This window comes from Pseudomonas phytophila (genome assembly GCF_025643095.1).
GTDB lineage: Bacteria > Pseudomonadota > Gammaproteobacteria > Pseudomonadales > Pseudomonadaceae > Aquipseudomonas > Aquipseudomonas quasicaspiana.
In genome coordinates this window covers 248,439-274,017 of the sequence record NZ_CP081201.1, presented here as the reverse complement: position 1 = coordinate 274,017, position 25,579 = coordinate 248,439, and the positions used below count along the sequence as shown (strand labels likewise).

Genomic DNA, 25,579 nt, shown 5'->3' with positions numbered 1-25,579 from the left:
GAGCCTGTGTTACTGAGGCGTGTAAATCTGATCGAAAATGCCGCCGTCATTAAAGAATTTCGGCTGCGCAGTTTTCCAGCCGCCGAAGTCTTTGTCGATAGTCAGCAGATCCAGTTTCGGGAACTGTTTCTCGTACTTGGCTGCGACTTCCGCGTCACGTGGACGGTAGAAGTTCTTCGCTGCGATTTCCTGACCTTCCTTGCTATACAGGTGCTTCAGGTAAGCCGTCGCGATTTCGGTGTTGCCTTTCTTCTCGGCGTTCTTGTCGACAACAGCCACAGGTGGCTCAGCCAGAATCGACAGTGAAGGTACGACGATGTCGAACTTGTCCGCGCCGCCGTCTTCTTTCAGCGCCAGGAACGCTTCGTTTTCCCAAGCCAACAGCACGTCGCCTTGACCGTTGTTAACGAAGGTAATGGTCGAACCGCGAGCGCCGGTGTCAAGAATCGGCACGTGCTTGAACAGCTCTTTCACGTACTCGTTGGCTTTGGCTTCACTGCCACCGGTTTTCAGGCCATAGCCGTAGGCCGCCAGGAAGTTCCAGCGAGCGCCGCCGGAGGTCTTCGGGTTAGGCGTGATGACAGAAACGCCTTGCTTGGTCAGATCGCCCCAGTCCTTGATGCCTTTCGGGTTGCCTTTACGCACCAGGAAAACGATGGTGGACGTGTAAGGCGTGCTCGCGTCCGGAAGACGGGTCTGCCAGTTCTCCGGCAGGCTTTTGCCGAGCTTGGCGACTTCATCAATGTCGCCAGCCAGTGCCAGCGTCACGACGTCAGCGCGCAGACCATCAATGACTGAACGCGCTTGCTTGCCTGAACCACCGTGGGATTGCTTGATATCAACCTTGTCGTCCGGATGAGACTTTTTCCAGAAGTTGACGAACTCAGCGTTGTATTCCTGATACAGCTCGCGAGTCGGGTCATACGAGACGTTCAACAGCTCGTAATCCTTTGCAACTGCAGAACCGGCAAATATGGCACTGGCAAGTGCGGCCAGCGCATAACGGCGAATGGACATGGGTCAAGCTCCTGGAAATCTGGTGGTGTTGTTGGCTTTTTCTAATTTTTGGTTTGAAGCTTTTCTGTAGGAGCTGCCGAAGGCTGCGAACAGATCTGAAGGCCATTCGCAGCCTTCGGCAGCTCCTACAAGGATCGAGGTGAATCAGCTCGGTTTGTTACCCGGATTCTGCAAACGAAACTTTTCCTTGCGTTCGATCTGCACCACCTGCGCGTTGTGCACGGTGATTTCAACGGCCCCGAAACGCAGATCGCGAAGCGCACTCTGAATCTCGCGCAGAATCGCTGCTTCGTCCTGACCGTCAACGCTACGCAGAGATGCACTCATGATCGAACTCCTTGAAATTGATTGGCCTGCAGCCGCGACCGCGTGAATCTGCTAATGGCATGGAGGCAATCTTAGAGACGTGCGGATATTCTTAAAAATACTATTTAAGAATCTACATATAACCAAAGTGAATTTACGCCACAGGCGCTGCCCCGAAGCACATCGCAACGCGCTGTATCGAGTCAACGGAGGAGCTGCAGGAGCGCACGAGCACCGCGAGGCCGCGATGGCGGTGTGTCAGGCTGACCGCCATCGCTACCTCGCGGTGCTCGTGAGCTCCTACAGGGTGTTTTCATTTCTGTGGTTAGCAGGCAGTTGCAAGGAACTGCCACTACGATTGGCTAAAACCCCGGCGCATGCGCCCAGTCAATCTGCTCCGCCGGCATTGGCCGTGCGAACCAGTAGCCCTGGCCCATCGGGCAATTGTTGGCCAGAAGAAACGACGCCTGATCCACCGTCTCGATGCCTTCAGCCAGCACCCGCATGCCCATGCTTTGCGCGAGGGAAATGATCACTCGCACGATAGCAATGTCGTCTTCATCGCCAGGCAGCCCGGCAACGAAGCCCTGATCGATTTTCAGCTTCTGCACCGGCATGCGCTTGAGGCGCAGCAGGGATGAATAACCCGTGCCGAAATCGTCGATGGCCAGACTCAGCCCCAATTCGCGCAGTCGGTGCATCTGCTCGATGGCCTGATCCGGGTCATCCATGACCGCGCTTTCGGTCACTTCCAGCTCCAGATGCGCGGGGTTCAGCCCGGTGTCACTCAACACCTTTGCCACCCGCTCAACCAGATGACCGCTTGCAAACAGCCGGCTGGAGATGTTGACGGCCACAAAGGAAATATCCACGCCCGCTGCCAGCCAGGCGCACATCTGCTGGCAGGACGTGTTCAACACCCAGGCATCCAGCTCGGCAATCAGGCCACTCTGCTCGGCGATGGGGATGAACTCCCCGGGTGACACCAGCCCCCGCTCCGGATGCTCCCATCGCACCAGTGCTTCGACGCCCAGGATGCGGCTGTTGTGCAGGTTGTGAATCGGCTGATAGAACACCCGCAGCTCATTTCGCTCAATGGCACCCCGCAACTCGCTGGCCAGATGCACCCGCTGCTGGGCGTGGGCGGTCAGTTCCTCGGTATAGAGAGCATAGGTCTCGCGACCATCACCTTTGGCTTTGAACAGCGCCGAGTCTGCGTTGCGCAGCAGTTGCGCGGGACTGGCTGCGTCTTCAGGGAACAAACTGATACCGACGCTTGCGCTGATGAACAGCTGTCGGTTTTCCAGTACGAACGGGGTTTTGAAGCCTTCCAGAATCCGCTGGGCATACCCGGCCACCTGTACCACTTGCTGGCAATTCTCGATCAGCAGTGCAAACTCGTCGCCGCCCAGCCTTGCCAGCGTCATGTCGTTATCGAACAAAGACCTGAGCCGCTCGGCGACCGCTTTAAGCACGTCATCACCGACGTTATGCCCGAGGCTGTCATTGATGTTCTTGAAATGATCCAGGTCGATCAACAACAGCGCACAGCCGCGCTTGCTGGAACGGGCATAGCTCAGCGCCTGGGTCGTGCGGTCAATGAACAGCAGACGGTTGGGCAAATTCGTCAGGGGATCGTAATGAGCGAGCTGTAACAAGTCCTGCTCGGAACGCTTGATGGCAGTGATGTCGGAAAAGACCGCAACGAAGTTTTTTATCTCGCCGCTGTCGCTTTTCACGCTACGAATACTTTGCCATTGCGGATAAACCTCACCGCTTTTACGCCGGTTCCAGATTTCGCCGCTCCACTGACCAGCGCTGAAGATCGAGCGATACATCTGCCGATAAAACTCCGGGCCATGACGGCCGGATTTGAATTTGCTCGGGTTGGCGCCCAGCACTTCGTCTAACGGGTAGCCAGTAATCTCCATAAAGGCACGATTGACGTGGACGATTTTCCCATCGCCATCGGTGACCACCACGCCTTCCAGTGTGCTGTCGAAAACAGCGGCCGCCAGGCGCAGTCGCTCATGGTCCTCGCGTTGTCGGCGCAGCGTGAGTTCGATGCCCATGAAACGCAGTAACTGGCTACGAGCCACGAAGATAAAAATGGCGCTGACCGCCACCCAGACGTAACCACTCATCTGTTGGGCAAACTTCAATCGAGCCGGATTTTCGATCAAAGCGGGTAGCCAGTGATCGCTCACGACGAACCAGAGAATGGATAAAACCCCGTAAAACAGGGATGTTCGCAGTGCGTCACGCGAGGAGTCAGTCATAAGAAAGCTAGTAACCTTATGAGGTGCGGGATTAAAGATTAGGAAACATCTGGCGACTCTTATCTCCAAGGCCGACTGGTTTTATCTGGCGGCTCAGTGATAATGCGCACTGTTGGTTTTTTTTCAAAGCGTCTTTTCGAGGGCCCTATAGCCTATGTGGTACAACGGTTTGCTTGACCTTTCCGTCTGGCAGTTAGTAGCAGTCACGCTGGTGATGACCCATGTGACGATCGTCGCCGTCACAATTTATCTCCACCGCTACTCCGCCCACCGCTCCCTGGAGCTGAATGCAGGTCTGAAACACTTCTTCCGCTTCTGGCTGTGGCTGACCACAGCGCAGAACACCCGCGAGTGGACGGCCATCCACCGCAAACACCACGCTAAATGCGAAACCGTCGATGACCCGCACAGCCCGGTCGTCAAAGGGCTTTCTACTGTACTGCGCAAGGGTGCGGAACTGTATCGGGCCGAGGCGGAAAACCCGGACACTTTGCGAATTTACGGCAAAAACTGCCCGGAAGACTGGATCGAACGCAAAATCTATACGCCTTACCCGTTGCTGGGCGTGGCGATCATGGCGGTCATCGACCTGCTGCTGTTCGGCGCGCTGGGCATTACCGTCTGGGCGATCCAGATGATGTGGATTCCGTTCTGGGCCGCAGGTGTCGTGAATGGCTTGGGGCATGCCGTGGGTTATCGCAACTTCGAATGCCGTGATGCGGCAACCAATCTGGTGCCGTGGGGCATCATCATTGGCGGCGAAGAGCTGCATAACAACCACCACACCTACCCGAATTCGGCCAAGCTGTCGGTCAAGAAGTGGGAATTCGACATCGGCTGGGCGTGGATCAAAGTGTTCAGCGCCTTGCGTCTGGCCAAGGTCCAGCGGGTCGCACCCATCGCGCACCGCGTCGAGGGCAAAGGCAGTATCGACATGGACACCGCCATGGCGATCCTCAACAACCGGTTCCAGATCATGGCTCAGTACCGCAAACTGGTGATTGGCCCGTTGGTCGCCCAGGAACTGGCCAAAGCCGATGCTTCGGTACGGCATCAATTCCATCGCGCCAAGCGGTTGCTGTCCCGTGAAACCAGCCTGCTGGATGACAAGCACCACTTGCGCATCCAGACCATGCTGGAACACAGCCACGCGTTGAAAGTGATCTACGAAAAGCGCCTGGCCCTGCAACAAATCTGGGTCAAGACCAGCAGCAACGGCCACGACATGCTGGCTGCCATGAAAGACTGGATCCACGAAGCCGAGGCCAGCGGTATCCAGTCTCTGCGTGACTTCGCCGACCAGCTCAAAACCTACTCGCTGCGCCCTGCGCACGCTTGAAGCCACTGATCAGCGCGCCTCAATTGGGGCGCGCGTGATTTGAACTTCACCTCCTAAATCCACTCAGAACATCTGCCCGCGACCCCGTGCGGGAAATGTTGTGGCTGTGCGCCGCACCTTATTCTGAGATGCAGTGCCATGGACAACAAAACTCTACTGACACCCAATATTGATACTCCCGCCGCTGCGGAGACGCTACTGGCGCTGATGCACGCCCAGGCTGAGGTCGCACGCCTGAGTGAGCGTGAGCAGCTGTTCAGCTCGCTGCTGGTCAGCGTCAACGCCGTGCTCTGGGCATTCGACTGGGCCACCCAGCGGATGATCTACGTCAGCCCGGCTTACGAACGCATCTTTGGCCGCTCTGCGGGTTTATTGCTGGCCGACTATGGCGAATGGCGCGACAGCATCTACCCCGATGACCTCAACTACGCTGAGCGCAGCCTCAACGAAGTTATTGAGAAAGGCGCAGTGGAAGATCGCGAATACCGGATCATCCGTGCCGACGGCGAAGTCCGCTGGATCAGCGACAAATGTTTCGTGAGTCACCAGACCGACGCCGAGCAGCGTCTCGTCGTGGTGGGCATCGCAGAAGACATCACCGAAAAGAAAGAGCTGGAAAGCGAACTTCAGCGCCTGGCGACCACCGACGTACTGACGCAAAGCAGCAACCGCCGGCACTTCTTCGAGTGCGCCCAGCGCGAATTCGAACTGGCTCGCCTGCACGGCACGCCGTTGGCGTTTCTGTTGCTGGACATCGATGACTTCAAACTGGTCAACGACACCTACGGTCACCAGGAAGGTGATCTGGTGCTGCAGAAGATCGCTGAATGCGGCAGAACCACGCTACGGCGCGGCGACCTGTTCGGACGTATTGGCGGTGAAGAGTTTGCTGCAGTGTTCCCGGGCTGTGCGCCGGACATGGCCAAGCAAATCGCCGAACGCCTGCAGCGGGAAATCCAGCGCCTGAGTTTCCAGCGCGGCGACAAAAGCTTCGGCATCACCGCCAGCCAGGGCCTGACCAACATGGGAGAGGACGACCAAAGCCTGGAAATCCTCTACGCCCGTGCCGACGCGGCGATGTACCAGGCCAAGCGTCAGGGCAAGAATCAGATTGTGTTGGTGTAGGTAATTCGCGCAGGCGCCTGTGGAAGCGAGGCTTGCGATGCCTCTGTGGGAGCCGAGCTTGCGCGCGAAGAACGATAACGCACCACAACTGACACACCGCAGCGCCTGCATCGCGGGCAAGCCTCGCTTCAACAGACTTGCGACGCCATCGTGGGAGCCGAGCTTGCTCGCGAAGAACGATTACGCGCCATGACTGAACACCGCAGCGCCTATATCGCGGGGAAGCCCAACTCCAACAGATATCGGCGATCCCCTGTGGGAGCCGAGCTTGCTCGCGAAGAACGATTACGCGCCACAACTGATACACCGCAGCGCCTGCATCGCGGGCAAGCCCAACTCCAACAGATATCGGCGATCCCCTGTGGGAGCCGAGCTTGCTCGCGATGAACGATTACGCGCCATGACTGATACACCGCAGCGCCTGCATCGCGGGCAAGCCCGGCTCCCACAGATATCGGCGATCCCCTGTGGGAGCCGAGCTTGCTCGCGATGAACGATTACGCGCCATGACTGATACACCGCAGCGCCTGCATCGCGGGCAAGCCCGGCTCCCAAAGATATCGGCGATCCCCTGGAGGAGCCGAGCTTGCCCGCGAAGAACGATAACGCGCCACAACTGACACACCGCAGCGCCTATATCGCGGGCAAGCCCGGCTCCAACAGATATCGGCGATCCCCTGGAGGAGCCGAGCTTGCTCGCGATGAACGATAACGCGCCACAACTGCCACACCGCAGCGCCTGCGTCGCGGGCAAGCCCAGCTCCCACAGATATCGGCGATCCCCTGTAGGAGCGAGGCTTGCCCGCGAAGAACGATAACGCGGTATGACTGATACACCGCTATCGCGGCCTCGCGGTGCTCATGCACTCCTACAGGTCGGTGTTTGCTTCAGGCTCCGCCTCCGGCGCACCATCCAGCAGATCCGGACCTTCATCCTCGTCATCAGCCAATGTTTCCACCACCAGCCCCACCGGCGCTGCCAGCAGACTTGGATCAGTCACGCCAGTCAGCTTCTTGCGCAAGCGCTGCAAGTCGGCGACAGTCAGTTTCAACAAGCGGGCAGGCTTGGTTTTGAGCAACGTCGTCACGCTGTCCTCGTCACCCAAACGCGCCATATGCCCGGCCAGGTTCATGACCAGCACTTCGCGGGTATAAACCCCGGTGTTGTACTGATAAACCGACGAGGTCAGCTCCCGCAACTCAAGCGGCAAACGCCAGCGGACACGCAACGCCGAACCGTAAGCAGCAGAGTACTGCTCCAGCGCTTTTTCGATCTGTTGATCATCCAGCTTGCCACCAGCCAGCAACCACTCCTGCAAACAACCCAGCACCGCCAGATCGCCCAGTGACAGCAGCAGCCCCGCACAGAAGCAACGTTCGGGGTCGACCTCAAGCATGCCCGCCAGCACCCGCGCGTATTCCGCAGTACGTTGCGACATCTCCCAGAACTCGCTGGCCTTCATCTGCAACGCATTGTTGGTCAGGATCGACACGCGCTTCTTGGTCAACGCAGAAACAATGCTGGCACTCTGCGGAGCCCCCAGAAGCGCCAGCGCCGCGCCCAGTGTCTGCACAGGCTTGACCAGATGCTTGGCCGCCGTATTAGCAGCAGCAATCAGCACTGCAGTGATATGCGGGTCAGCGCGCAACTCCTGCTCAAGCAACACCGCATCGACGCCACTCCCTACCTGACTAAGCTTCAGCGCAGTGGCGACATCCACAAACAACGGCGCGCCGTCGGCAGTGTCCCGATTCTTCTCGAGATACTTGCTCAGCGTCAGGCCAGGCGTCAGCGCGGGTACTGAGCCTGGCATAGGACAAGCCAATAGCACGCTCTCGACGCGCTGGCGCAACTTTCCAGTGTCCAGCGGTTTGGTCAGGTAAGCCGTAGGCGCCAGTGGCACCACCTCGCGAACACTGGCCGTGTCACCGCGATTGCTGATCAGGATAAAAGGCAATGGAGGCTGACGACGCAAACCGCGTACGCCACGCAACAGGCTTAAACCATCGATAACAGGCAACTCTCTGGCTGCGATGATCAGATCAGGAATGTGTTTCTTCATGAACTCGACGGCCTGCTTGCCATCGCTGCAAATCTCGAGCGCAACGTCGTCACGCACGCTCAGGATCAACTCACTGAGCGTTTCACGAATCCATGGATCGGACTCAGCAATCAATACCCGAGGCCCCGCAGGCAAATCTACAGCTGTCATCAGAACTCTCTCGTCGAGCAACTCATAACCAATGATCTGAAATGTATTTCCGTAGGAGCTGCCGAAGGCTGCGAAGCGGTGTATCAGACACTACGCCATTCGCAGCCTTCGGCAGCTCCTACACGTTCACGTCTTGCAGCACGAACGTGCTGTGTCAGGAGCATTTTTAAATCCTCAACAGCAATGCACCCACCTTAGCCAATGCATACGAAGGGATATAGATAAAAACCCTCATTTACCCCTTTTAAACGCAAAAAAACCCGCCGAAGCGGGTCTTTTTTGTTCGTTTGGTCACATTTTAATCAATTGCGACCTCGGCATTTTCACGCCAGCTCAGCGAAACATTCTTCGATGATAGCCAGACCTTTATCCAGTTGCTCGTCCGGCGAGGTCAGCGGTACCAGCACGCGCAATACGTTGCCGTAGGTGCCGCACGACAGCAGGATCAGACCCTTGTCGCGAGCCTTGGCCACCACCTGCGCAACAGCAGCAGCGTTTGGCTTGTGGGTGTCGCCGTTTTCGAACAGCTCAACCGCGATCATCGCACCCAGCGCACGGACTTCACCGATTACTGGATACTTGGCTTGAATGGCTTTAAGGCCCGTCACCAGACGCTCGCCGACCGCTTTGCAACGATCCAGCAAATGCTCTTCTTCAAAGACCTGCAACACCGCCAGCGCAGCAGCACACGCCACCGGGCTACCGGCATACGTGCCGCCCAGACCGCCTGGGGCAATGGCGTCCATGTATTCAGCTTTACCGCACACACCGGCCAACGGGAAACCGCCAGCGATGGATTTAGCAAAGGTAGTCAGGTCAGCCGTAACGCCCATCTGCTCCATGGCGAAGAACGTACCGGTACGACCCGCGCCCGTCTGCACTTCGTCAGCGATCAGCAGGATGCCGTGCTTGTCACAAAGTTCGCGCAGGCGAGCCATGAACGCTTTCGGCGCGACGTAGAAACCACCTTCGCCCTGAACCGGCTCGATGATGATGGCCGCGATGTCTTTAGGCTCGGCGTCGTTCTTGAAGATGCGCTCAATGCTGGCGATGGAATCGTCAACGCTGATGCCATGCAGTTCACACGGGTACAGCGCACGGAAGATACCGCCCGGCATCAGGCCCATGCCAGCCGAGTACGGCACGACTTTACCGGTCAGGCCCAGGGTCATCATGGTGCGACCGTGGTAAGCGCCAGTGAACGCGATCACGCCAGCACGGCCAGTAGCTGCGCGAGCGATTTTCACGGCGTTCTCTACCGCTTCGGAACCGGTGGTGACCAGCAGGGTTTTCTTGGCGAAATCACCTGGCACCTTGGCGTTGATCTTTTCACACAGCTCAACGTACGGCTCGTAGGCCAGCACCTGGAAGCAGGTGTGAGTCAGCTTGGTCAGTTGCTCTTGCACGGCGGCAATGATTTTCGGGTGCAGGTGACCGGTGTTCAGTACGGCGATACCGCCCGCGAAGTCGATGAACTCACGACCTTCAACGTCGGTAACCGTAGCGTTCTTCGCGGACTCGGCGAAGATCGGGTGGATCTGGCCAACACCGCGTGGAACAGCGGCTTCGCGGCGTTGCATCAATTCTGCGTTTGTCTGGGACATGTTTCCTCATTCGCCGCTCATCGGTCGGCGTGGTTCAAGGATCAAGTGGTGGATCAACACGTGACAGCATTCGATGATCGACTGTCACGGCCTCCAGCCACCAAAAAGGTTTTGGGTGCCACTAAAAACCGCCGAAACGTCGCTCTCGCGCCCCGGCGGCTGCAAACCCCTGCGTTAAACCGACAGGCAGAGGTATTTGATTTCCAGATAATCTTCGATGCCATACTTCGAGCCTTCACGGCCCAGGCCCGAGGCCTTGATGCCACCGAACGGCGCGACTTCGTTGGAGATCAGGCCGGTGTTGATACCCACCATGCCGTACTCCAGCGCTTCAGCCACGCGGAACACGCGGCTCATGTTCTGGGCATAGAAGTACGACGCCAGACCGAACTCAGTGTCGTTGGACATGGCGATCACTTCAGCTTCGTCTTTGAAGCGGAACAGCGGCGCCAGCGGGCCAAAGGTTTCTTCTTTGGCTACGGCTGCATCTTTGGACACGTTGACCAGAATAGTCGGCTCGAAGAAGTTACCTTCGATGCTGTTACCACCGAACAACACTTTCGCGCCTTTGCTCACCGCGTCGGCAATGTGCTCTTTAACCTTCGCCACAGCCTTGCCATCGATCAGCGGGCCAGTGGTGGTGCCCTCTTCCAGACCGTTACCGATCTTCAGCTTGGCCACAGCGACCTTGAGCTTTTCAGCGAACGCATCATAAACCGCGTCCTGCACGTAGATCCGGTTGGCGCAGACGCAGGTCTGACCGTTGTTGCGGTACTTGGAAATGATCGCGCCTTCGACGGCCTTATCCAGGTCCGCGTCGTCGAACACGATAAACGGCGCGTTGCCGCCCAGTTCCAGCGAAACCTTCTTGATGTCCTTGGAGCATTCAGCCATCAACTGACGACCAATCTCGGTCGAACCAGTGAAGGACAGCTTGCGCACGATAGGGTTGCCGGTCAGCTCGCTGCCGATATCGCCAGCGCTGCCAGTAACAACGCTGAACACGCCTGCCGGAATGCCTGCACGCTCAGCCAGTTCAGCCAGCGCCAGTGCGGAGTAAGGGGTTTGCGAAGCAGGCTTGAGCACCATGGTGCAACCGGCAGCCAGCGCCGGGCCTGCTTTACGGGTGATCATCGCAGCCGGGAAGTTCCACGGCGTAATCGCGGCGGTCACACCAATCGGCTGCTTCAGCACGATCAGACGCTTGTCCGGCTGATGGCCCGGAATCACATCGCCGTAAACGCGCTTGGCTTCTTCAGCGAACCACTCAATAAAGGAAGCGGCATAACCGATCTCACCTTTGGCCTCGGCCAGCGGCTTGCCCTGCTCCAGCGTCATCAGGCGAGCCAAGTCGTCCTGATTCTCGATCATCAGCTCAAACCAGCGACGCAGCTTGTTGCCACGGTCTTTGGCGGTGAGTGCACGCCAGGCGGGCAACGCCTTGTCAGCCGCGTCAATCGCACGACGGGTTTCAGCAGCGCCCATCTTCGGCACTGTGCCCAGGACTTCATCCGTTGCCGGGTTGTTGACCTTGATCGTCTCGCCATTGTCCGCATCCAGCCAGGTGCCATTGATATAGGCTTGCTGGCGGAACAACGTGGAATCTTTGAGCTGCATGTCGGCCTCCGCTTTGATATACCGAAAATGCGCCGCACACCGGCGGTGCAAGTTTTTGATCGTTCAAAAGGCGCCTCGAACAAGGCCGCCATCAGGAAATCATTCGCCGGCCCCCGCAACGCAGGGTCACAAAGTGCAGGAAAACCGGACAAGAGCGTTTGAAATCTCAAACGAATCCTAGGGACTGCTAGGGCAAAGGACAATAGGCCGTTCGAAAAAAAGAACGCAACTGCCAACATCCAGCGGATTTTCTGATCAACGTCGTCCAAACACCTTGAAACGTGCAAAATCAACAACAGCGCTCACCAGCATGGACGCCCGCCAACCAGATGAGTATCATGGCGCCCGCATTGCACCAGTAGCTCAGCTGGATAGAGTACTGCCCTCCGAAGGCAGGGGTCGTGGGTTCGAATCCCGCCTGGTGCACCACCTTCTATCCCTTGTATTACAAGGGGTTAGCTCCACTGCCAGAAACCTGTCCTAGTCCTGAAAGTCGTTTTTGCCACAAATTTGCCACACTCAAGTGTGGCGGGAATGGTCGAAATGGCAACAATCAGGAATCGCGGCGAGTATCAGTGGGAAGCGCAAATTCGCCGTAAGGGCTATCCAGCCCAGCGAAAAACCTTCGAAACCAAATCCGATGCCCAAGCTTGGGCACGCATGATCGAAAGCGAAATCGACCGGGGCATCTTTGTCTCTCGCGTCGAGGCTGAACGCACCGTCTTTCATCAACTCATTGATCGCTACATCTCCGAGATAGCCCCTAAGCACAAAGGCGCGTATTCGGAAATCAAACGTCTGGAAGCGCTCAAGCGTCATCCGCTGGCTACGCGCATCGTCGCCACCCTCACCTCTTCAGACTTTGCCCGCTACCGTGACGAGCGCCTGAAGATGCGCAAGGGCAATACGGTGAAACGTGAGCTGGCTTTGTTCAGTGCGTGATCGAGGTCGCCCGCCGCGAGTGGGGAATTCACCTTGCCGAAAACCCGGTCAGGATGGTCAGCCGCCCCAGCTACAACGACGAACGCTCGCGACGGCTCGACCCGATTGAAGAGCAATACATGCTCGGCGCGTTAGAGCTTCGTGAGCGACGTGCCGACGGTACCTATGCTGATGCCTCACACAATCCCTGGATACGGCCCATCGTCCAACTGGCGATTGAGACAGCGATGCGCCGAGGCGAGATTTTTGAGCTGCGCTGGAAGCATGTGAACCTGGATCGTAGAACCGCGCATCTGCCCGCAACCAAAAACGGCTTGTCCAGAACTGTTCCGCTTTCGCCGAAGGCTATTCAACTTTTGAAGGACTTGCCGCGCTCGCTCTGCGGTCGAGTTTTCCCCACCACTGCCGATGCACTCAAGAAAGCCTTTGTGCGAGGTCTGGAGCGTGCCAGGCTGAAATACTTAGGAGATTGCGGGGTGGCGCAGGTAACGCCACAGGAAGACTTCCTGATCAATCTGCGCTTTCACGATCTGCGGCATGAGGCGACCTGTAGGCTTGCGACCAAGCTACCGAATCTGATCGAGCTGGCCAGCGTGACTGGGCATCGGGAGGTGAACATGCTCAAGCGGTATTACAACATTACTGCTGAAGAGCTGGCGGCCAAGCTGGCATAAGGATTGGACGTTATAAGGTGACACGATTGCGCGATCAACCCGATGGGAGCGTCTGCAAACAGCGCGACAACCGCCTAAGCAGCCAGATTTTTTATAGGTCTGGCTGCTTAACAGACCGATTTATTAGCCGCGCAGGTCCGCAGGGAAGTACTGAGGTAGCGTGCAACCGACCTCACCAGCGATGCATAACGCGCTGTTTTCATCCATATAGTCTTTGTAAGTTCCCTGACCGATAAATGATGATCCGTCACCACGACAGTTAGGGCCATCCTCCCCTTCATCAGCACAGTAGGCAGGCTGACCATCGAATTGAAAAATCACGATTTTCTCCTTGCTTGGATTACCCGCGACAGTGTTGCTTTCAAATTTCCCTAATGTCGATGGTGCAGGTGAGAGAGGTGGGGCAGCCGCCGATTCAAGGTTTTTACTGCGCTCACGCTCCTTGATACCTGCTACGGCCAAGTCGAAACGATTCGTCAGACGCTGTACCGACTCACTCCCACCTTTCCCTGACTTTTCGAATAGAGCCCAGATATAGGTTTCATCAGACGGGTCGTCGACCATGTTGATAGTGTGTTTCCCGTCCGACACCTGTACACCGAGTATTCCTGTGACTGCAGCCCAATCGCGTAAGAAACGTTTGGGAATTACAGAAAACAGCATAGCTAGGCGCTTTCCACCTCCCATTTCTGCGCTGGCCTCCACAACCTTCATGCCTGTAGCGGCAAAAATCCTATTGGCATCCGCGGACTCTACATAGTGAATATCTACGTGAGTAAGCGATTTATTGTCCTCAAGCGCATCCTCAAGCTCCATGCCTGTGTCCACGCCGATGCTAGCCAAAAGTCTTTCCTTACGTTCCGGATCTTGGCCGCGAATGCCAGTCAGAGGAATCAGATCTTTAGGGGTAAGCTCTTCGACAGCGCTTAGTGCATTGTTCGAAAAAATATACATAGGGAGATAAAAGATCATCCCGAAGAGGAACACGGACAGCCAAATTTTGAACAGGGTACGCATGCGTAATCCTTTACTCGCAAATGAAAAGCCCACGAAACGCTGATGCCCAAGGGCGACTCGTCAACATAGACAGTGGTCGTGCCTTGAGACTATCGGACGAATTGTCGATAGCTTTAAACCTACTGGCCATCCGATCTGCTTCGCTGTGCACCCGGGATCAAGAACAAGGCGCTGTCGACGCTGTTCATCCGACATCAGCCGAGCTATAAAGCAGCGGCGATTTGTGTTCAAGGGAATGCAGGCATTTGCAGGGTTAGCAAGGATGTATATCTACAAAATGGTTCAGGTACCGCCGAACATTGAGGTTCGAGCAAAGGAACAGCGCGGCAATGAAGCAGCGGGCTATCTACAGAACGTAATAAACTCTCATGCGGAGGATGGTTGGGAGTTTTATCGAATCGATACTATTGGTGTCTCGGTCAAACCTGGGTGCTTCGATGCGTTGCTGGGTAAGAAAGATGTATTGAGCCACTACTATGTCATTTCGTTGCGCAAGCCGCGGTGATTAAGGGATTCGCCATCGCTGCAGTTCGTTGGTATCAGCGAGTTGCACCAGCCCGATTGCGAGACGCATGCCGGTTCGAACCGACTTGCTCTAACTACGCGATCAGGGCCATCGAAAAGCATGGCGTTGCAAATGGCTGCCTTAAGGCAGCCGGACGCATCTGCAGGTGCCGGTATCCAAATGGCGGGCAGGATCTCCCATGATCTCGCGCATGACTGGGATAACAAACCACATCACTGCGGGAGAGCTCGCACGACTGCAGGCATGAGCTTTAGTAATCGACGCCAAACTCAAGTGACAAGACAAGCTCTCTAGTATCTGAATCAGTTCGCAATCGAGTAGCCGCAGCCTCATCGCGCTCACGCTGCCTAAGCTGATAAATCTCATAAAAGCACTCGACAACCTGCGCCTTGGTCAACTCAGGCAGCGTCGTCCGACGCTTGAGGGTGTTCACTATTTTCCGTGCGCAAAGCTGAGCAGCTTCTCGCTCATACGACCGGAAAGCCAGATCGCAGAAAGCCCACATGCTGATCCAGCCGCTTGATAACGCCCATAGCATCAAACGCTGATAGGTCGACCAAGCCATACGTGTGTGACCGCTCAAATACCGTCGGAGAATCCGGCCGTCCGCGTCTTTGAATCCGTAAATCCCCAGCTCTGTCAGCAACCGCTCAAGAGCCACCCGCGACATCCCTGACTTGCGCAAAATGGCTGAGAACAGGTACTCAAGCAGATCCACAGGACTCGGACAACAAGTTTCTCCGGCCCGTTTTCTCATGACGTTTCAGTTCACGAAAAACAAGTTGGAAGGCTTCATCTGGGTCGGCATCTGCATCGGGAATTTGATCGGTTGTGCGATCCAGCCACTTTTGCCATGTGAGATCGGTCATCTAGAGCGACCCTGATTTATTTCTGCCCGTTGACGTGGTTTCAATCTGCCACTGTGCTAAAAATACGTCTATAGCCAATGCCGCTAATGGACACGTCAGGCTCTAGCTCCGGTTGCAGAAACAGGGAAGTTTCAATACACCCCATCCTTCTCTGTTTACCCGACCTTCAAGCCGTTCGTCTCAGCGGCACAGCTCTGTCGACCTCTGGGCGCACGACAGAGTCGTTTTTTCAGAAAATCTTAGAGACATCTATGAATTACTTCTTCGATACAGCCGTCAACATCCTTGGAAATAATAAGCTTCGTACACCTCAAATCGAGGCTTACATCAAGGCACAAGAGCATTTTTCAAATAACCCTAACGAAGACGCTTTGATCGTCTTGCCTACAGGAACAGGCAAGACTGGGTTGATCTCGATAGTCCCGTTTGGACTCGCGAAAGGTCGAGTGCTCATCATTACACCCAACCTCGTGACAAAGCAGAGCATTCGAAAGACCCAAGACCTGCTGGAAGACAATTTCTGGATCAATTACGACGTGATCTTCAATGCTGATGATCTCCCCGCAACCTGCGAATACAACTCACAAACGTTGCTCAGCAGTTTGGAGCAAAGCCATTTCGTTTACTCGAATATTCAGCAGGTCCATAGCGAGCGCGAGTCCGCCCTGACGAATCGCGTGAAGTCTGATTTTTTTGACCTGATCATCATTGATGAGGGGCACCATGCGCCAGCGGACAGCTGGCAGAAGACGCTGGCTCATTTTTCAGCGGCAAAAAAAATCTTTGTCACTGGTACCCCATTTCGAGGCGACAAGCAGGAAGTTCCTGGCAAACTGATCCACGCAACCCCGCTCTCCGAGGTGATGAGAGACAGGTACGTCAAATGGTTACGGAAAGAAACTGTCAACGCCCACGAGCTGTACTTCACGCTTGCAGAGGAACCAGGGCGGAAATACTCCAAGGACGAAGTCTTAAAATTCAAGGATATGGAATGGGTCTCACGGAGTGTCGCACTTTCCAAAGAATGCTCTCTGGACGTGATCAACCAAAGCATTCATAACCTGAACGAGCTAAGAAAGGCGTCGCCAAAAGTCCCCCATAAGATTCTTGCCGTCGGCTGCAGCATCAGCCATGCAAACGACCTGCGTCTTTGGTACGAAGCAGAGGGCCTGAGTACTGCTATCGTCCATAGCTCGATGGTGACCCAAGACCTTGAGGCAGCGTTCCGCGTCGTGGACAACCACGAATGCGATGTGGTGATTTCGGTGAACATGCTGATGGAAGGCTATGATCACCGCTATCTCACCGTTCTCGCTATCTTCCGCCCCTATCGCAGCTTAAACGCATTCGCTCAGATCGTCGGTCGGGTCCTGCGCGCCATCCCAGCCGAGGAGATCGAAGCGTTTGAGATCGACAACAACGCGGTAGTGATCTATCACGAAGAAACCGGACTGGACCTAATGTGGACTGACTTCCAGCAGGAGGTAGATAGAGCCCAGCATCAGCGGACAAAGGAGTATGCGATCACTGAGCTCGACTACGTTCGAAGAGAGCAGTCCCTTGCAGGTGTCCAGTCATCGAGCGCGTTTGTCAGTGATCAAGACTCGTACCTGAACGATCTCGATTTCAACAAAATTTTCTCCGATAAGCGTGCAGAAATCGACTTGATCGCGAGCAAGACGATCGAAACTTGGCCGGGGATTGAGGGCTATGACGAGGAGACCTTGGCTAAGCTTCGAAGCGTACTGGTTCAAGCCGAGACCAAAAAAGCCGCCCAGGAGGTGATCGACCCCAATCTGCTTGCCAAGCGACCAGAAATAGCGCGGAAGCAGCTACGGGAGATTCTCACCAAAAAAGCACAGGACGATGTAGCAACGCTGCTGAGTGATCGAGGTATAGATGATAAGTCCTCAACTCTTTATCGGATATTCGCACCACACTTGCCTATGATAAATGCAACCACTCCGAACGACGGTATACTGGTGAGCTTTATCAATACCAAGCTTGCCAAAAAATTCGGCAGGGTTGCCGATCGCGACAACAGCTCGCTCACCAAATCGATTGAGCATGTTGAAGTCATCATGAAGGAGCTGAGGGCAATGTTGAAATGAGCCTGGAAATCATCAAATCTCTGGTTGACGAGCTGACGACTCTCCACATCACCCCTGGCGTGCAGCCTAGCGACCTCGTCGACAACATGTTTGAGGACTGCTATCTCGAGTCGACGTCGAAAAAAACATCCGACGGCGTGGTATTCGAAATCACGTTCCAGGAAAAAGATGATGGCGAGCGCCCGAATAATGTGACGATGCGGTACACGTACAACCAAGATCGCTACCTCGTGCTCATCGAGCAAAAAGTTGCGACTAAACGGTTCAGTGTCCAATGGGATCGCGCCTACTACATCCAGAGCAAGGTCGAAAAGCTTGAAGCGTTGCTGGTCGCAAGTCTACCTAAACGCCAGGTTGCTGCGATAATGGCGACCATGCCGAAGGACTTCTTGAAGCTTTCCTCCAAGCTTCAAATGGCCGCCTAAATCCGCGCCTCTGCGAGAGGCTTCTCTTGAAGCCCCCACCAGCCCATTGTGATATTCCTACTCAATGGCCAGGTCTTGTGGGCAGGCACTGGACCATGAGTCGAAGCTGGTCGCGAGTACAGACTCGAAAGGTACGCGGGTTCGCTTGAGTAATGGTGGTCTTGTAAGCTCAAATCTTCGACTGCAAAGTGAAACACCTTATGAGCGTCACCCAGCTCCACATTGATCTAGAAAAATATTTCCAGCTTTTTGAGCGAGTTCCTCTCAAAGCCGCTTGGCGAAGGCGTGACTCACGTACTTGCTTGGTATGGACTGCGGCATGCGTAATCGCGCTCACGAGCGCTTTAATATGGCTACCTGGGACAACGCTAACGCACTACGTACCGGCTTTGTTTCCCATACTGCTGATCACGATGATCTGTGCAATACACATGGGCGAGATTTATGCCCAGATTAGGGCTGATCATTTAGGCGCAGGCCCCATTAGCTCTCCCGCAGAGCGTTTACAGCTTCAGCAACAATGGCTGTGCGAGCTGTATGACTGCCAACCTAGGCATCTAGTCGATAAGGCAAGATACTTGAGAGAATTGTGGGAAGAGCGCCTGGAGATTCGACGACTTGCCAGCAATGACAACATGGGGCCTCGCTTTGCAGCATTTTTTCGGCTGCCGGACCCCGCGCGCTTTATAGGGTTGCTGGTCGCGGTCGCTGCTATGTTCGCCACTATGATCACACTGGGTGGAAATATTGACTCAATTTTCCAAGCCTTACAGGACTGGAAAACCATAGCTGTCAATGTAGTGATTGGCACTTTTTTGGCAGTGGAACTTGTGCTGCTATGGATCATGACAACGGGGATGATTCGAGAGATCGGTCCTTCGATTCTTGAGCAAATAGGCCTGCTACCGCTAAATAGCCGTCGAGTTTATCGTTACCTTCTTACAATCCACCTCGCCAGCGAGCCGATCGCGCCATCCGGCAAAAAGCTGTCAAGATTCTTGAAAGTCATATCGCTTTTTTTTGTACCTATTTCCGAATTATGGATAAAAGAACGCGCCCAAATATCTACCAATCCGAAATAAACTAATGGCGTGGAATCGAAAATCAAGAAGCTATCGGCTGACTTTTTTGCGAGAGCAGCGTGGATGAATACAAGGGGAAGAAGGATGTACACGGATTTAGATCGCACATCTGACTATGATCGACTGGGCTTGTGTCCTCGCGTGGAGGACTGGATGGTACGAAACAGCCAGTTCAGAAAATTTGAATCAATCCATCTAGGCCCTCATGAATGGAACGCCCACCCCCAAGCTGAAACCCTTATTCGGGAGCTTGAACATGTCTTCTGTGCTGGAGCATGGGTAGCGACAATTGTAATAGCTCAAGCTGTTGTGGAAGTGAGCATTGCAGCCTTTGATAAAAAAGGGCTAAGGACGCCGGACTTTCTCGATAAATATGAGCTCAAATCTAGTGCGGAATGGCTGAGAGACCAAAGGAATCCAGTGGTACATCGGCACTCAGCTCAGGGAGCTGCAATAACACTAGAGCGGCAGCTATTTTTCCGCGAGTCACTTCGACTAGATGCTAAAAAAGCAGTCGCTTATGCATTAGGAATATCGTTTCTACCATCACGTCATCCAGAAGTACAAATTTCGGACTCAACAAACTAGCCAATGTTAATAGCAGATATTAACAAAGCGGCCAGACTTAGGCGAAAGCCAGTTAACACGACACACATTTCACAGGTGCCCCCTGCTTACGAATCGATTACATGCCTCGGCATTCAGGACTCCAAAGGCAGATTTTATATCTGATACACCATATAAGAAAAAGACTCAGACAAAAAACCTAAGTGTCCATTCCTATACTTTCAGCCTCCGCTTGCTTACCTCCAAACGAACCGCCCATGCAAAAATAAAATTCGTTTTAAATGTGGTCTGACCCCGATTTTATATTTGCTTTGCCTACCGTCCCCGCTCGGTGCCCCCCAATACGGCAACTGCTTGGAGAGTTTGTAAGAGCCGAGGGAAAACGGGGAAAACGTGGTCAGACCACCATTGTTTTGAATGTGGTCTGACCACGATTTTATGATCAAAGTGAGAAAGCTCAGACAAAGGGCTACAAGGGGCAATTTAGTGACTGCAAACCGGACACCACCTAGTAGACTTGGGCGATCTCGTGCGCCAGCTTCTAGATCACCGATTAATCGCGCTTAGTCTTCTTACCCGTCGTCTAGAATTGCGACAGTAGTTTCGCAGCGAGTGCACGTTGTCGGACGACGATGCACCTGACTGTTTAACTTCAGTCCGAGGCTGTCTGGGTTGAAAAGGGCCTGCTCAGGCGGGTGCTGGATTATTTATGACTTAACACGTCAGAGGGTCGATCAGGCGTTGAGATATAACGCTCAGTGAAATCATGAGCCGTCATAGGGCGACCGTATAGATAGCCTTGCCCCTCTTCGCATAAATAATGCCGCATCAAATTTTCCTGTTCTCGGGTCTCTATGCCTTCGGCAGTGACTTGAAGATCAAAGCCGGCCGCCAGCCTGATAACGGCTTCGATGATTACTTCGTCTTTTTTGCTACGTTCGACGCCGCTTACAAACGATCGGTCAATCTTCAGGCGTGTGACCGGGTAGTCTTTCAGAAGGCTCAAAGACGCATAGCCTGTACCAAAATCATCGAACGCAATGCCTACGCCCAATGAGCGAAGGTGGTGCAGGGGCTCCATAATTCGCTGTTCGTTTCGCAAAATTATATTTTCTGTAATCTCCAGTTCGAGTGCGCTCGCCGGTAAAGAAAAGTCGTTAAGTGCACTTTCGACCATTTCAGCAAAGTCGCGCGTACGAAACTGAGCGGCAAACAAATTAACGCCGATCCTGAAGCCATCTCTACCGGTCTTTCGCCAATGAGCTGCCTGTTCACAAGCTGAGCGCAATATCCATTCACCCACCGGTACCGCTAAAAGACCTGCTTCTAGCACAGGTAAAAAAACCGCTGGGGACACGACGCCCAGTGTGGGATGGTTCCATCGGATAAGTGCTTCGGCCCCGGTAATAGCGCCATCTGCAAGCCGTACCTGAGGTTGGTAGTACAGCTCAAACTCTTTGTTCGCCCATGCCTGACGCATTGATGAGCTGAGAGCCCCTCTCTTTGAGGCCGTCTGTCGATGCTCGCTGGTGAACACGCGAACAAGGGATCGCCCGTCAGACTTGGCTTGATAAAGCGCCAAATCCGCGTTGCCTAGCATTTGCTCGCCATCGTAATCGGAGCCTGACCTCATGGACACACCGATGCTGGCTCCGATAAAAATAGAATTGTCTTCAAACTCTATAGGTTCTTCAATGACTGCGATGAGCGCCAAACCAAGCTCAATCGCTTTGGCCTGATCTGCTGTGTCTGATATGAAGACTACAAATTCGTCCCCACCCAGACGGGCGACCATATGACACATCGGTACGCGTTCGCGAAGGCGATTTGACGTCACTCTTAGGACAAAATCGCCTGCAGCGTGGCCGAGCGTGTCGTTAACATCCTTGAAACCATCCAGGTCGATCAGAAGAATTGCCGCTGATATCTGTGCGTCACAAGCCTCCTTGATCCGATGCTTAAGTGTTGAGCGATTAGCGAGGCCTGTCAGATGATCGTATTCAGCCGCGTGCTTGAGTAGTTTGTCCGCCGCTACACGTTGGGTGACGTCACGAATGATCGCCCCAAATTGTGGCTCGCCTAAATCAGTCCATTGTGAGAGCGAGAGCTCAACGGGTATTTTATGGCCGTCGCGATGTATGGCCGTCAGGTTTACGGATTTTCCGATAATACTGACTGGGCCGCCTGAGACGACCCTTGAGAAACCGGCATGATGCCTGGACCGCATCTCTTGCGGAATAATGATGTCGAGAGCCTTTCCTATGACGTCTTCAGACTTATGTCCGAAAATAAGCTCGGCTGAGTTATTCCACGAGGTGATTTGATTTTTGCTGTTTGAGCAAATAATGGCATCGGGTGAAGTCGACGTCATATTGATGAAACGGGTATGGCTATCCGCATTCTCGAGTTCGAGCCGACGCAACTCCATTTTTTCAATAACGATGACGGCCAGGTCCTGAAGAACAAGCTGGTCACGGTCTGAGAACATCTCTCGGGGCTTATTGTCGATCAGGCATAAGCTACCCAGCACATGGCCTTTGGTTGTTATCAATGGCGCCCCCGCGTAGAAGCGAATATGAGGAGCGCCAACAACCAAGGCGTTTGAGCTAAATCTCGCATCCTGCGACGCATCAAGTACCAAAAAAACGTTACGGCCCATGAGCGCAAAATTACAAAATGAAACGTCACGACCCGTTTCGCACACATCGAGGCCAACACGTGCTTTGAAGAATTGTCGGTCGCGATGCACTAAAGAAATCAGAACAATGGGGACATCAAAAATCCGAGATGCCATTTGGACGATTTGATCATATTCGTGCTCTGGTGGCGTATCCATCAGCGCGAAAGCATTCAAAGCCTGAATGCGCTCTTCATCATTATCACTTACTGGGTAAGTAATCATTTGAGGTTATCGCTAGAAGCTGACCGCACATGGAGTGCGAAGCGATTGACAGGGATCGCTGCCACTTCAGCATTGATGAAAATAAACTGCAGAAATATTTTCATATCATGAAAAAAAGGAAAATCTGTACATCTCATCACCTGTCAGCAGCGTATTGGCAGCTATGTCGAGCAGCTCATAAACTGTATCGTCAAAAAAACGGATATCTGTAGAAAACTCCCTCAGCGATCAGCATGCCAGGCATGAAGCGCAAACGCCTTGTGCGGGCTTTGTTTTTGGTCAGAGGGTTTCGCACTGGAGCTTATGCCGACATGGCAACAATCAGGATTCCCGGTGAGTATCCGTGGGAAGCGCGAATTCGCCGTAGCGCGTCGTAGATGGCGGACATTATCTCTATGGAGACACCGCTGGCTTGACTCGTCCTGCCGGTCAGTATCCCGCGGCAGATGGACTCTCTCTGACCGCTCAGCGGTTGATGTACAGGCTTTTCATCTTCATGCCGCCGCGCATTTTCTTGACGCCCGGCTCCATGTCGGCCGGACATGCGCCTTGAAAGCTGCCATTGACGATGGTGCGCTGCGTCTCGGTTTTTCCGTTCAATTCGAACGAAGTGTCGGCCGTCAATATGTACGATTTCGTCAGATCGCCCTTGAACGAGGCGGCCAGCTTCGCGTCTGGGCAGCTTGATATAAAGCTGTAGCCGTCGCCGTTACCGCTTTTTGACTCGATCTTGCATTCCTGTTCGAAGTTGGCCCACAAGTCGTCGTCAATCAGACGGTCCTTTGCCTGGTCGACGCAAATTTCCCAGGAAAACGGCGAGGTGGCCGGTGTCACTTTCCACAAGCCTGAGGCGCGTTGCATACGCTGGGATGATTCATCGGCCGCCACAGGAATCGCGATCGCAAGCGCTATAGCGGGAATCGACAACAGTATGGCGGCGTACTTCATTACGTATCCCTTCTGTAAAACAGTAAATTTAACACCGAAACGAAAGCGCGCTGCGGCATCCGTAGATGGCATGCGCTGGTAAAGACTCTCTAATACTTCACTCGATAATCGACCTTTGGCTGAACTCGGTCAGCATCCAGCCGGATATTGCAGACCGGGCAAGCACACCTGAAACCTCCAGTTACCGAGCGTTTATTGACCCTCATAAGGCTAATCGGCACCCTGCGCGCCCCGACGTTAAGGACAGTCTCGGTCGCGTTATGAGAGAGGACGATCTGAAAAAAGACCCATTCGAGGAGCCATGGTATGCCCAGTATTTGGGGGCGGCAGCTCATGGGGTGGACGGGTAAGGCCTGCTCAGCCTCCTGAACCGGTTTACATCGAAAAAGACTCCTGGCCAGCGCCGAAACCCCGCACAGATTTGATCTTCGCCAAGTCGTGTACCGGTGCAAACTGGTGCCAGACCGAAGCAGGCACCAGCACCGAACCTGTGTCCAACTTCGGAGCCGTGATGGTGGCCGGGTCTATGGCCATACCGGTTGCCAATGCCGCTGTTGCAACAAAAGTAGGGGCAGAGCTGGCGCTGGGCCGAGTGGCTGGCGGCGGGATCATGCAACAGGGTCTGACCTGGGCAATCCGCGGCGCGAGTTTGCCTGCCAGTGTATTCATCCTCGGCATGCTCCCGACCAAGATGGGCGACGGCACGCTGTACACCGACGAATAACTGCGCAATATGACTCGCGCGCCCAGTCGCGTGCGCTTCCAGTTTCGTCAGGATGCAGAAGGCGTTTTGCAGGTTTACGGCATTCACACTGGACCGACGGGCGATGATTCAGTCCGCACGGTGCAAGCAGCCTGGAACGCCGACCAGACTGCACTGGAAGCCAAGCTCAACGGCATTACGATTCTCTCGACTCCCAAGCGCGGCCCGCTGGGCGAAATGCCGCCCCTGATCTACCCCGACAACAGCGGCGAGCAACTGGGCACCATCCTCGTCCACCCGATCCCGGAAAACACCGACAGCCAGATCGAAGGCTTCCCCGGCGAAGACATCACCACCGATGACTGCATCGTAGTGTTCCCGGCGGATACTGGGTTGAAGTCGATGTATGTGGTGTTTGCTCGGGCGGTGGGTGGGGATCATAGCTATCATCCAGCGCCATTGAAGCTGAAGCATTATCCAGATGCGGTGTTGGTCGACTCAAAAACAAAAGTTCAAGGTGGCGGCAAACTTCGACGACGCTGGAAAGACTCCAAGGGCCGTATTTTTGAGTGGGATAGCCGACACGGAACAGTTGAAATATATGACAAACAAGGCAGGCACTTAGGCGAGTTTGACCCTGACACAGGCCGTGAAACGAAACCAGCCAAAGCAGGCCGCAGAGTAGAAAAATAGGAGGCTTTATGCACTTGCATATATTTGGTTTTTTGAGAAATAGCTCCGAAGATGATTCACTCAAGTTCCAGCTAAAGATAGACAGTTCATTCGATGAAATCATTCTGCAGCACCTCGGCCAGCCAAGCCTTGATGCGATGGCGGAAGGCGATCTTTTGCTAGAAGGCGACCAAGTACTGCAGCTCGCCTCAATAATCGGCCAGCCACTTCCGACTGATTTGAAACTAGTTATCGGCGTTGTTGCGTGAAAAGCCACGAATCGCAACGTTGGAAAAGCAAGGATCGAATCTTTGAGTGGGTTTATCAGCATCGGACGGTGGAGGTAGGGGCCTCGCGTAAACGGGCCGTCGGGGGAGGGGCAAAACTCATGCCTTTGGAAGTGACAGGCTTTCTAATGGACGCCAGCGAAGACGACTCACTCAAATTTGCACTCGATGTGGACCCCGAGTTTGAGCAAGGAGTCATGAAGGTATTGGGCTGGGAAACCCTGGAAGCAGAAGCCGATGGTGAACTTCCTTTGACAGCCACGCAGGTCGAAGCGATTGCTGCGGTGATCAAAAAGCCGCTACCGGTTGATCTAGACCTTTTCATCGGTGTAAGGCCATAGCGAGGAATGCCGG

General features: G+C 54.5%; 25 protein-coding genes and 1 tRNA gene. 15 read left to right on the top strand and 11 right to left on the bottom strand.

The window, feature by feature from the left end:
• Window positions 1–9: 9 nt before the first annotated feature.
• The 3 genes from K3169_RS01260 to dibA all read right to left on the bottom strand — a co-directional run bounded on the left by K3169_RS01260 (window position 10) and on the right by dibA (window position 3,602).
• A complete protein-coding gene (locus K3169_RS01260; protein ID WP_263269637.1) occupies window positions 10–1,017 on the bottom strand; it encodes a sulfate ABC transporter substrate-binding protein in 1,008 nt (335 codons plus the stop codon).
• Between the two features lie 144 nt (window positions 1,018–1,161).
• A complete protein-coding gene (gene oscA / locus K3169_RS01255; RefSeq protein WP_003170956.1) occupies window positions 1,162–1,344 on the bottom strand; it encodes a sulfur starvation response protein OscA in 183 nt (60 codons plus the stop codon).
• 341 nt (window positions 1,345–1,685) lie between these two features.
• Entirely contained in the window at window positions 1,686–3,602 is a 1,917-nt protein-coding gene (gene dibA / locus K3169_RS01250; RefSeq protein ID WP_231676540.1) for a phosphodiesterase DibA, read from the bottom strand.
• Between the two features lie 154 nt (window positions 3,603–3,756).
• Here dibA and desA point away from each other — a divergent pair, with 154 nt between their 5' ends.
• Window positions 3,757–4,941 carry a delta-9 fatty acid desaturase DesA gene (gene desA, locus K3169_RS01245; RefSeq protein WP_231676544.1) on the top strand — a complete coding sequence of 395 codons (1,185 nt, stop codon included), beginning with the start codon at window positions 3,757–3,759 and terminating at the stop codon, window positions 4,939–4,941.
• A 138-nt stretch (window positions 4,942–5,079) separates the two neighbouring features.
• Complete coding sequence (locus tag K3169_RS01240) at window positions 5,080–6,066, top strand: GGDEF domain-containing protein (protein ID WP_027901284.1); 987 nt, start codon at window positions 5,080–5,082, stop codon at window positions 6,064–6,066.
• An 869-nt stretch (window positions 6,067–6,935) separates the two neighbouring features.
• Here K3169_RS01240 and K3169_RS01235 read toward each other — a convergent pair.
• From K3169_RS01235 to gabD, 3 genes are all read right to left on the bottom strand, one after another.
• Window positions 6,936–8,279: a response regulator gene (locus tag K3169_RS01235; RefSeq protein ID WP_263269609.1), complete on the bottom strand. Its 1,344-nt coding sequence runs from the start codon at window positions 8,277–8,279 to the stop codon at window positions 6,936–6,938.
• 323 nt (window positions 8,280–8,602) lie between these two features.
• Complete coding sequence (gabT, locus tag K3169_RS01230) at window positions 8,603–9,883, bottom strand: 4-aminobutyrate--2-oxoglutarate transaminase (protein WP_027901286.1); 1,281 nt, start codon at window positions 9,881–9,883, stop codon at window positions 8,603–8,605.
• A gap of 174 nt (window positions 9,884–10,057) precedes the next feature.
• The gene (gene gabD / locus K3169_RS01225) at window positions 10,058–11,500 is read right to left on the bottom strand and encodes an NADP-dependent succinate-semialdehyde dehydrogenase (protein WP_263269607.1); all 1,443 of its coding nucleotides are present in this window, start codon (window positions 11,498–11,500) and stop codon (window positions 10,058–10,060) included.
• 352 nt (window positions 11,501–11,852) lie between these two features.
• Between gabD and K3169_RS01220 the strand changes: the two genes are divergently transcribed.
• From K3169_RS01220 to K3169_RS01210, 3 genes are all read left to right on the top strand, one after another.
• Window positions 11,853–11,929, top strand: a tRNA-Arg gene (locus K3169_RS01220).
• A gap of 105 nt (window positions 11,930–12,034) precedes the next feature.
• Window positions 12,035–12,442, top strand: a complete 408-nt coding sequence (locus K3169_RS01215) for a hypothetical protein (RefSeq protein WP_263269605.1) — start codon at window positions 12,035–12,037, stop codon at window positions 12,440–12,442.
• On the top strand, window positions 12,439–13,116 hold the full coding sequence (locus K3169_RS01210; RefSeq protein ID WP_263269603.1) for a site-specific integrase: 678 nt from the start codon (window positions 12,439–12,441) through the stop codon (window positions 13,114–13,116). The genes K3169_RS01215 and K3169_RS01210 overlap by 4 nt, the downstream gene beginning before the upstream one ends.
• Before the next feature lie 123 nt (window positions 13,117–13,239).
• On the opposite strand, the gene K3169_RS01205 is transcribed toward K3169_RS01210, so the two are convergent.
• Window positions 13,240–14,133 (bottom strand): hypothetical protein, encoded by an 894-nt coding sequence (locus K3169_RS01205; protein ID WP_263269601.1) that lies wholly within the window; start codon window positions 14,131–14,133, stop codon window positions 13,240–13,242.
• A 223-nt stretch (window positions 14,134–14,356) separates the two neighbouring features.
• On the opposite strand from K3169_RS01205, the gene K3169_RS01200 reads away from it, so the two are divergent.
• Window positions 14,357–14,638, top strand: coding sequence for a DUF4177 domain-containing protein (locus K3169_RS01200; protein ID WP_263269599.1), 282 nt, complete (start codon window positions 14,357–14,359; stop codon window positions 14,636–14,638).
• Window positions 14,635–14,841: a membrane protein insertion efficiency factor YidD gene (gene yidD / locus K3169_RS01195; RefSeq protein WP_263269597.1), complete on the top strand. Its 207-nt coding sequence runs from the start codon at window positions 14,635–14,637 to the stop codon at window positions 14,839–14,841. Before K3169_RS01200 ends, yidD begins: the two co-directional genes overlap by 4 nt.
• 68 nt (window positions 14,842–14,909) lie before the next feature.
• Here the strand turns inward: yidD and K3169_RS01190 are convergent, their stop codons facing one another.
• The gene (locus K3169_RS01190; RefSeq protein ID WP_263269595.1) at window positions 14,910–15,377 is read right to left on the bottom strand and encodes a hypothetical protein; all 468 of its coding nucleotides are present in this window, start codon (window positions 15,375–15,377) and stop codon (window positions 14,910–14,912) included.
• A complete protein-coding gene (locus K3169_RS01185; protein ID WP_263269594.1) occupies window positions 15,364–15,528 on the bottom strand; it encodes a hypothetical protein in 165 nt (54 codons plus the stop codon). The genes K3169_RS01190 and K3169_RS01185 overlap by 14 nt, the downstream gene beginning before the upstream one ends.
• A gap of 251 nt (window positions 15,529–15,779) precedes the next feature.
• Here K3169_RS01185 and K3169_RS01180 point away from each other — a divergent pair, with 251 nt between their 5' ends.
• The 4 genes from K3169_RS01180 (at window position 15,780) to K3169_RS01165 (ending at window position 19,734) form a co-directional block, all read left to right on the top strand.
• Window positions 15,780–17,639 carry a DEAD/DEAH box helicase gene (locus K3169_RS01180; protein WP_263269593.1) on the top strand — a complete coding sequence of 620 codons (1,860 nt, stop codon included), beginning with the start codon at window positions 15,780–15,782 and terminating at the stop codon, window positions 17,637–17,639.
• A complete protein-coding gene (locus K3169_RS01175; RefSeq protein WP_263269592.1) occupies window positions 17,636–18,064 on the top strand; it encodes a hypothetical protein in 429 nt (142 codons plus the stop codon). Before K3169_RS01180 ends, K3169_RS01175 begins: the two co-directional genes overlap by 4 nt.
• 200 nt (window positions 18,065–18,264) lie before the next feature.
• Entirely contained in the window at window positions 18,265–19,146 is an 882-nt protein-coding gene (locus K3169_RS01170; protein ID WP_263269591.1) for a hypothetical protein, read from the top strand.
• A 153-nt stretch (window positions 19,147–19,299) separates the two neighbouring features.
• On the top strand, window positions 19,300–19,734 hold the full coding sequence (locus tag K3169_RS01165; RefSeq protein ID WP_263269589.1) for a hypothetical protein: 435 nt from the start codon (window positions 19,300–19,302) through the stop codon (window positions 19,732–19,734).
• 682 nt (window positions 19,735–20,416) lie between these two features.
• Here K3169_RS01165 and K3169_RS01160 read toward each other — a convergent pair.
• Window positions 20,417–22,615, bottom strand: a complete 2,199-nt coding sequence (locus tag K3169_RS01160; RefSeq protein ID WP_263269587.1) for a putative bifunctional diguanylate cyclase/phosphodiesterase — start codon at window positions 22,613–22,615, stop codon at window positions 20,417–20,419.
• Window positions 22,616–23,080: 465 nt separating this feature from the next.
• The gene (locus K3169_RS01155) at window positions 23,081–23,563 is read right to left on the bottom strand and encodes a hypothetical protein (protein WP_263269585.1); all 483 of its coding nucleotides are present in this window, start codon (window positions 23,561–23,563) and stop codon (window positions 23,081–23,083) included.
• Window positions 23,564–23,864: 301 nt separating this feature from the next.
• On the opposite strand from K3169_RS01155, the gene K3169_RS01150 reads away from it, so the two are divergent.
• Genes K3169_RS01150 through K3169_RS01135 form a run of 4 tightly spaced genes read left to right on the top strand, consistent with a single transcriptional unit; the run spans window position 23,865 to window position 25,566 of the window.
• Window positions 23,865–24,287 carry a hypothetical protein gene (locus K3169_RS01150; protein ID WP_263269583.1) on the top strand — a complete coding sequence of 141 codons (423 nt, stop codon included), beginning with the start codon at window positions 23,865–23,867 and terminating at the stop codon, window positions 24,285–24,287.
• Between the two features lie 9 nt (window positions 24,288–24,296).
• Complete coding sequence (locus K3169_RS01145; protein WP_263269582.1) at window positions 24,297–24,959, top strand: colicin E3/pyocin S6 family cytotoxin; 663 nt, start codon at window positions 24,297–24,299, stop codon at window positions 24,957–24,959.
• Window positions 24,960–24,967: 8 nt separating this feature from the next.
• Entirely contained in the window at window positions 24,968–25,207 is a 240-nt protein-coding gene (locus K3169_RS01140) for a pyocin S6 family toxin immunity protein (RefSeq protein WP_263269580.1), read from the top strand.
• Window positions 25,204–25,566, top strand: a complete 363-nt coding sequence (locus K3169_RS01135) for a pyocin S6 family toxin immunity protein (protein ID WP_317633748.1) — start codon at window positions 25,204–25,206, stop codon at window positions 25,564–25,566. Before K3169_RS01140 ends, K3169_RS01135 begins: the two co-directional genes overlap by 4 nt.
• Window positions 25,567–25,579 lie beyond the last annotated feature (13 nt).